We start from the raw sequence: 6,871 nt of genomic DNA, 5'->3' as shown, positions 1-6,871 counted from the left end.
AATTAACTAGCACCACGCGTAATAAATGAATTATATTAAAACGGGTACCTGTGAGAAATTAAAGTTTCTTACAGATGCCCGTTTCATTTTTTGTAATAACCTTCAAAGATACCAGCATTTTAATGTGAGTATTGATATCATGATTATGTGTTAGATTGAATAATCAATTTAAATATCTAGCTAATAATAAAATGGGGATTGAGGACTGAATCTTGAAAAAATTAGCATTGTTCATAGTTGTTAGTATATCGCTCTTGTTTATTATGGTTCCGACAACGACTCTGGCTCGTGCTGGTGGAAGCATGGGAAGCAGTTCAACAAGTAGCAGCAGTAGTACCGGTTCAGATAGTTATTACGATAATTACAGAGGTTATCGTGGATATAATAATTTTGGTTATAATCGCTTCACAATTGGCGATATAGTCGTAACTGGTTTTTTCATTCTCTTTTCCGTGTATTCTTTTAAACGTAATCGTCAAAAAAAATACACGCCACCCGAAACATATGATGAACTTACTCCCCAAATAAATACCCACTTCGAGCCATTTTTCTATCAAGTAGAAGATGCTTGGACTAAAAATGATTTAGAAACTTTAAAGACACTAATGTCGCCATATTATTATGCTAAACAAAAGAAAATTATCAACGGTTATATTCGTAACCACAAAATAGATAAAATGGATGGTCTGGTAATAATTGATCTGCAACAAGTCATGACATCATCGAATGAGAAAGTCCAAGTTATTGTGACCGCCCAAGCACGTGACTATTTTCAGTATGATAATAAAACTGACGACTATAATAACCAAATTCAAGAAGATACCAATATTGAACGTTTTAAAGAAATTTGGACATTAACTTGGAAAGACGAAACTAATCTGCAATTATGTAACATCAAAACTATTGCCTAAATATGCCGTCTCCAGAATCGAGAAATAGTTACTGGCTATGCGGACCGGTATGAGCCAAGGTCTCATACCTCGGTTTGAAGCCTCGCAAGCGAGTCTCCAAACACGCCCGGTGCTGTAAGCACGGGAAAAATCACCCGCACTAACACCACTTTCACAGCCAGTAACTATTCTCGATTCTTCCGACTTATGTCTTTTTTGAATCTAATTTTTTTGAAATAATTGAGGTATATTCAGTTATGAAAGTTTGTTATTGAAATTGTTGGTAAAAAAGTCAACTAGCACCACGCGTATGTAAAGACAAAATTCTTGCCTTAAAGTATACTCTAAGTTCTAAAATTTATAATGTAATAGAATTATTCATCCAAAACTAAAGGCTGAAGGAATCAAAACTTACCTTAAGTCTTGATATTCTAGTCATTATTGACGAAAAATAATCAAGCCAAATAGTAATACTCCAATTTATTTACGTTTAATAAAAAACAAAGGATGAACTAGCCGGAAGAAGCAAGAATTTAGGTCGCTGTGAAGGTGGCGTTATGGCTTTAGCCATTGCACCACGGGACGAGTTTTGAAACTCGCGTTTTGTGCGAGGTTCAAAATCGAGCCGAAAGACCTTGGCTTTCGGCGATCCCCACAGCGACCTAAATTTCTTGCTTCTGGAGGTGGCCTATTACTATTTCCACAGCATATTTAATCAACGCCGCACACAAAAACAAAAAAATAATAAGTCAATAATGCAGATGTTTAATAATTCATGATGTAAAATATAAGTACATGAGACTGTCAAAAGGAGTTTAAAATGGTTAAAGAGAGATCAGCAATTTTTATTATTTTTGGGGGTTCTGGTGACCTAGCTCACCGTAAACTTTATCCTTCGTTATTCCGTTTGTATAAATCAGGATTTTTAAAGGATCACTTTGCCGTGATTGGGACAGCACGTCGTCCTTGGAGTGATGATTATTTCCGTGAGACAATCGTTACTTCTTTAAAAGAATCATTTAATGATGATGAGAAGATTATGGAAGAATTTGCACAACATTTCTTCTATCAATCACATGATGTTAATGATTCTGAGCACTACATCGCTTTGAAGAACTTAGCTGCCAAATTAGATGACCAATTTGATGCTGGTCATAACCGCGTTTACTACATGGCGATTGCACCAAGATTCTTTGGTACCGTTGCTGAACACATCAATTCTGAAGGTTTGAAAGCTGATGGTTACAACCGTCTAGTTATTGAAAAACCATTCGGTCGTGATCTCGATTCTGCCTGCGAATTAAATGGCAATATTTCTAAAGCCTTCCCAGAAGACGATATTTATCGTATCGACCACTATTTGGGTAAAGAAATGATTCAAGCTATTCCAAAGATTCGTGCTAACAACGATAAATTTGAGGAAGCTTTGAATAACAAATATGTTTCAAATGTGCAAGTTACTTTAGCTGAATCACTTGGTGTTGAGGACCGTGGTGGTTATTATGAAACAGCTGGTGTTTTACGTGATATGGTTCAAAACCACATTATGCAAATTATCGGTGCTGTCGCTAGCAACGAACCTGATGCTACTGAAGCTAAGGTTATTCACAAGAACCGGACAGAACTATTTAATAGTTTGAAAGTTTTGGAACCAGAAGAAGTTGATAAAGACTTTGTTCGTGGCCAATATGATACAGATGATATGGGCGAACAAAAAGCATATCGTCAAGAAGACAATGTAGCTGCTGATTCAGAAATTGAAACTTTCACAGCTGGGAAGATTGGTTTTGATTCTGACCGTTGGGATGGCGTACCATTCTACGTTCGTTCGGGTAAGAGAATGCCTGATAAATCTTCACGAATCGATATTGTCTTCAATGAAAAAGTTGAAGAACTTGGCATTAGACCAAATACTGTTGTGACACTTTTGATTGAAAAAGTTGATGGACAGAGTATCTTGATCAACGGTATCGACTACAAAGATTCTAAGCAAGACTTGATTAAGTTGCCTGCTGAAGAAAAGACTGATAGTGCTCGTGAAGCCTATGAAAGTTTAATTATCGATATTCTAGCTGGTAATCGAATTCACTTTACACTTTGGGACGAACTTAGAAGTACTTGGAAATATATTGATGCTATTAGACAACGTTGGGACAGTCAAACGCCTGATTTCCCTAATTACGTCAGTGGTAGCATGGGTCCAGATTCAGCGGAAATGCTTTTGGAACGTGATGGAAATTCTTGGATTTGGGACTAAAGGCGGTGTTGTTTCATCTTTTTAAAAATACCAATTAAAATTGAAGAAAACCGAAAAATCATCCATGTCGACATGGATGCTTTTTTCGCTTCTGTGGAAGAACGGGAACATCCCGAATATAAGAAAAAATGTTTGATTGTTGCTCAAGACCCCCGTAAACATAACCATCATGGGGTTGTCACAACAGCCAATTACAACGCTCGTAAGTATGGTGCCCATTCAGCAATGCCAGCACAACAAGCAGTTGATTTAATTCCGAAAGATAAATTAGTTATTACGCCACCAAATTTTGAATTGTATCGGAGCGTTTCGAATCAAATCCACGATATCTTTGGTGATGTAACCGATAATTATCAAACAGTAGCTTTGGATGAAGCTTACTTAGATGTAACCGAGAATAAATTGGGCGAAGTTAATACGATTAAACTAGCAAATTATATTCAGCAACGAATCATGAAAGAAACAAGGTTAACGTGTTCAGTCGGAATTTCTTACAATAAATTTTTGGCTAAAATGGCATCAGATTATCGCAAACCATTTGGTCGAACAATCATTTTGGGCAAGTATGCCAAAGAGTTTCTCAAACCAATTCCCATTGAAAAGTTCAACGGTATCGGAAAAGCCATGCAACAAAAACTGCACGATATGGATGTCTATACGGGTGAAGACTTACAAAACATCGATCAAGACGAATTTTTGAAGAAATTTGGCAAGATGGGTTACGTCATTTATAAAAGAGTTCATGGAATTGATGATTCGCCTGTTGAGGGACATCGGTTACGTAAGTCAATTGGTCGAGAACGAACTTATACCCGTAATTTAGTAACGCCGGAACAAATTGATCATGAACTACATTTTCTAGCAGAATTAGTTAGTAAAGATTTAAAAAAGCAACGTCAACATGGTAAAACAGTTGTCTTAAAATTACGTAATTCGGAGTTTGAGACCATCACTAAACGGATGAGTTTTCAAGATTACGTGCAAACAAAAACAGATATTTATCGTGTTGCGAAGGATATTTATGATAAATTAAAGGTGACAGATCAAAAGATTCGTTTATTAGGAATCACGGTGACCAATTTGGATCCGTTATCATACGAAGAGGTTTCTTTGAACTTATCTTACAAGGGGGACAATATTAATGAATAGCTTTGCCGAAATAATTGCAACAATCAAAAAATATGATAGAATTATCATTCTACGTCATCAAAATCCAGATCCTGATGCATTGGGGTCACAAGCTGGTTTGGCAACTGCAATTCGCCAAGCATTTCCAGACAAGAAAGTTTTGATTGGTGGTAACGATACTGAAGGTCTCAAATGGTTATCAACTGCAGAGGAAGTAACTGATGCAGATTACCAAGGAGCACTAGTTATCGTCACAGATACTGCTAATCAACCAAGAATTGACGATCAACGTTTTGATGATGGGGATTTCTTAATTAAGATTGATCACCATCCCAATGATGACTCTTATGGAGATCAACTATTTGTTAATACTGATGCTAGTTCATGTTCAGAGATTATTGCTGATTTGATTGATAGCTGTGATGAACTACAATTAACAAAGGAAGTTGCTTACTATCTCTATGCTGGAATCGTGGGAGATACGGGTAGATTCTTATATCCATCAACGACTCAACATACAATGGAAGTCGGTGGCAAATTCATCGCTTTGGGTGTCGATACGGCATCAATCAACAATAAGATGAATGAAATTACCTTGCAACAAGCTAAGCTCCAAGGCGTTTTGTTTGATAACCTACAAATAGATGCTTCCGGTGCCGCTTATGCAGTGATTGATCTTGATCTAATGAAGAAATTGGGCATCAATCAAGAACAAGCCAATTCAGTTGTTTCAACACCAGGTCGTTTGAAAGAAGTCTGCACATGGATGGAAGCTGTTCAAAAAGATGATGGTACTTTCAGAATACACTTACGTTCTCAAGGCCCAATCATTAACGGACTAGCCAAAAATCATGATGGTGGAGGTCACCCATTAGCAAGTGGCGCCACTGCCAAAGACCGTGCTGAAGTGGAACAAATGTTTGAAGAGCTTAAAGAATTAGTTACTGAATATAACCAGAAGGGTGAATAGATGACTAAATTTTCACAATACAATTTTAATGATTCAATTAATAAATCATTACAAGAAATACATTTCGAGGAACCAACTCCAGTTCAAGAGGCGGTAATTTCTTTAGTTAACAAGAAAAAAGATATTATTGTCCAATCAGAAACAGGTTCTGGTAAAACACATGCTTTCTTGTTGCCAGCAATGAACGCATTGACTGACAAGCAAGAGGTCCAATTATTGATTGCTACACCTAGTCGTGAATTGGCATATCAAATTTATGAAGATACACAAGCAATTTTAAAGAACTATCCAGAAGAATATAATGCCTTTATTTTTGTTGGTGGTTCTGATCGTGAACGTCAAAAGAGAAAGCTTGAAGCTCACCAACCACAAATTGCAATCGGTACTCCTGGTCGTTTATGGGATTTGATCCGCGAAAATGACTTACACATCGAAAATGTTGAGCGTTTCGTAGTCGATGAAGCCGATATGACATTGGACATGGGCTTCTTGGATGATGTTGATCACATTACTGATAAGTTGCCAGAAAACCGTGAAATGATGGTCTTCTCAGCTACAATTCCACAAAAGTTGGAACCATTCTTGAACAAGTACATGCATGGTCCACAACGTGTTGAAATTAAGAATAACAGTATTATTCCTAAGAACGTTGATAACTGGCTAATGTCCAGTCACGGACGTGATAAGAAACAAATGATTTACCAATTGATCACATTAGGTGAACCATATTTGGTATTGATTTTTGCAAATACTAAACGCACAGTTGATGATATTTATAATTATCTTCGTAGCCAAGGTTTGAAAGTCGCTCGAATTCATGGTGGTTTAACACCTCGTGAAAGAAAGCGTGCTATGAAACAAGTCGAAAATATGGAATATCAATACGTCGTAGCAACTGATTTAGCTGCTCGAGGAATTGATATCAACGGAGTTTCTCACGTAATCAATGCAGAAATCCCAGATGACCTCGACTTCTTCATTCACCGTGTAGGTAGAACTGGCCGTAACAAGATGTCAGGTACAGCTATCACCATTTATGAACCAGGCGAAGAACATAAGATTGACGAAATCGAACACATGGGAATCAAGTTTGAACCAAAAGATATCAAGAATGGTGAAATCGTTGATTCAGTTGAACGTGACCGTCGAGTACATCGTCGCGCTACACAAGAAAAGCTTGATACTAAGCTAGTTGGTTTTGTTAAGAAACAAAAGACAAAGCGCAAGCCTGGCTACAAGAATAAGATTAAAAAAGCAATCAATGAAGAACATCGTCAACAAAGAAAACTTCAAAATAGACAAAACAAGCGTCAAGAACGTGAAGCAAGAAAGAACAGTCATAAGTAATATAATGTTGTTTAAGTATGTTGGTTCTTCTGATTAGTTTGAGGTTTTCTATTAAATAGAAATCAATTTAGACTTTGTTTTTTCAATATAAAAAAACTTCGTCAAATCAGTAGAGTGTTATTCATAAATCTATGAGTTAAATTAGCCGAAGGGAGCACGAAAATAATATGCAGTGAAGGTGGCGTTAGGGCTTTAGCCCTTACACCACGGACGTCTTTTAAGACTTGCGGTTTGTGCAAGGCTTAAAAGCGAGGTTCGAGACGAGGCTGCTGAAAAAGT

Annotated in this window: 5 protein-coding genes; all 5 read left to right on the top strand. The window is 37.0% G+C overall.

Features of this window, described 5'->3' with window-relative positions; translation table 11 throughout:
• Positions 1 to 212 precede the first annotated feature (212 nt).
• The 5 genes from FD31_RS13375 (at position 213) to FD31_RS13355 (ending at position 6,592) form a co-directional block, all read left to right on the top strand.
• The gene (locus FD31_RS13375) at positions 213 to 911 is read left to right on the top strand and encodes a TIM44-like domain-containing protein (RefSeq protein WP_057893286.1); all 699 of its coding nucleotides are present in this window, start codon (positions 213 to 215) and stop codon (positions 909 to 911) included.
• 799 nt (positions 912 to 1,710) lie between these two features.
• Complete coding sequence (gene zwf / locus FD31_RS13370) at positions 1,711 to 3,147, top strand: glucose-6-phosphate dehydrogenase (protein ID WP_057893285.1); 1,437 nt, start codon at positions 1,711 to 1,713, stop codon at positions 3,145 to 3,147.
• A gap of 15 nt (positions 3,148 to 3,162) precedes the next feature.
• Entirely contained in the window at positions 3,163 to 4,296 is a 1,134-nt protein-coding gene (gene dinB, locus FD31_RS13365; protein ID WP_057893284.1) for a DNA polymerase IV, read from the top strand.
• On the top strand, positions 4,289 to 5,245 hold the full coding sequence (locus tag FD31_RS13360) for a DHH family phosphoesterase (RefSeq protein WP_057893283.1): 957 nt from the start codon (positions 4,289 to 4,291) through the stop codon (positions 5,243 to 5,245). The genes dinB and FD31_RS13360 overlap by 8 nt, the downstream gene beginning before the upstream one ends.
• Complete coding sequence (locus FD31_RS13355; RefSeq protein WP_057893282.1) at positions 5,246 to 6,592, top strand: DEAD/DEAH box helicase; 1,347 nt, start codon at positions 5,246 to 5,248, stop codon at positions 6,590 to 6,592.
• Positions 6,593 to 6,871: the final 279 nt, after the last annotated feature.

This window comes from Companilactobacillus nantensis DSM 16982 (assembly GCF_001435815.1).
In the GTDB taxonomy this organism is placed as follows: domain Bacteria; phylum Bacillota; class Bacilli; order Lactobacillales; family Lactobacillaceae; genus Companilactobacillus; species Companilactobacillus nantensis.
Note: the sequence above shows the minus strand (reverse complement) of the source record. Positions and strands in the feature narration are given on the sequence as shown.